General features: G+C 42.7%; 3 protein-coding genes. All 3 read right to left on the reverse strand.

Translation table 11 applies throughout. The annotated features are described in order from the left end of the window. Nucleotides 1–455 (reverse strand): rolling circle replication-associated protein (locus ABVF21_RS22695; RefSeq protein WP_425589853.1); only part of this gene is annotated, 455 nt, incomplete at its 3' end. A gap of 224 nt (nucleotides 456–679) precedes the next feature. Beyond that, complete coding sequence (locus tag ABVF21_RS22700; protein ID WP_371019077.1) at nucleotides 680–901, reverse strand: hypothetical protein; 222 nt, start codon at nucleotides 899–901, stop codon at nucleotides 680–682. A gap of 237 nt (nucleotides 902–1,138) precedes the next feature. Next, the coding region (locus tag ABVF21_RS22705) for a rolling circle replication-associated protein (RefSeq protein WP_425589854.1) at nucleotides 1,139–1,554 on the reverse strand (416 nt) is incomplete at its 5' end.

The following is a 1,554-nucleotide window of genomic DNA, read 5'->3' on the forward strand; positions in this document are numbered from 1 at the left end:
CCACCCTTACGCCACAACTGCAAGAGATCACGTTGGGGAACATACGGTGAGTTACACATCATGTGATAATGCACAGCACCTCTATCTTGAAACTCCAGCACTGCAAGATACTTAAAATCAGCTTGCCACTTCCGTTTTGCCTTCAAATAGTATTTAAGCCTTTTAATAAAGTTTTTAAAGTATGTATTAGCCCTCTGAATATCAGTTATGTTCTCTTTGAATGTTAAGGTAACAAACTTACTTCTCTCGCTAAAATTCGCTAGTACCTGTCGTCTAACTTCATTCCTCGCTTTTGCTGATGATGTTTTCCTTATCTCTTCTGATCGCTCGCTTTTTTCCTCATCGTTCTTTCGTCTTCCACCTTGACCTTCAAATCCTGAACAAACTTCCTTTTCGTATTCATAGACTTCCAAGACATGACCATTAGCAACCAATTTCAAATCAGTAAACCTCATGCGCCTTTCTCCCCATCCTCATCTACCTGTTTATTTTTCGCCTTATTAACTGGTACAAATAAATTAAGTAAGAGCCTTCAACGAACGCCGTTCTCAGGTGACATTGACATTGGGGCCCTGTACCCTTTGAAACCCAATTCTTTGAAGGAAGGAAAAAGCACCTTCCTCCACCCTTCGGGGCAGAATATCAAAGGGTACTACCCAACGTAAATGTATCGCTACGCTCACCTTCCACTGGCATCATCTTGACTCTCTTTTAGCGCATCCAACATGCCAGGTATCTGTGGGATCAACGTCTGTTGTTGGTAATACGTCTCAATAGCGAATATGACCATAGCATTCAATGTAAGACCACGTGATTCAGCGTTAGACTTCAACCATTCATACATCTCTGGACGCACTCTCACATTAAGCCTTTTCAGCTCTCCAGACTTCTCTTTATTCATAAGTGCTGCACTCCTCTTTTTTTAGATACGAAAAAGGCGACGCACTCTCGAAACGCCACCTCAAACGTTATTTAGTTGTAACTCAATTATAACGCCATTTTGGCTCATTGTCTACATAAATTTACCAGCCTGCATACGGTAGGGCACCCCCTGCAAGGCAGTGCCCCCTTTCCGTATCCAGCCTGGCTTCCTTTGGTGCATATATGGTGCCAAACGTGCTATAATAGTGTTAGACAATTAAAGACGCTTCAGGTTGTATTCTTTATACCTGACGCACCCATGGTGTTCGGAACTGTAGGAGGATTCGAACACCTTTTCTGTGTCTTCTGATATGCCGTAGTTCTTCAATATGTCTTTCACGATAGTACCCCGTACTACAGATGACTTCGCCAGACCCTTACTAGAAAGATACGCTTTATTCCCTTGCAGTCTATCATCATGCGTATTCTTCAACATGTATTTGACCATGTATGCACCGACATTATCAACCTGCTTTATATCTCTTATATCAACCCCACCATCATCGCCACCCTTACGCCACAACTGCAAGAGATCACGTTGGGGAACATACGGTGAGTTACACATCATGTGATAATGCACAGCACCTCTATCTTGAAACTCCAGCACTGCAAGATACTTAAAATCAGCTTGCC

Origin of the sequence: Pseudalkalibacillus sp. JSM 102089 (assembly GCF_041366475.1) — a bacterium.
GTDB lineage: Bacteria > Bacillota > Bacilli > Bacillales > Guptibacillaceae > Guptibacillus > Guptibacillus hwajinpoensis_B.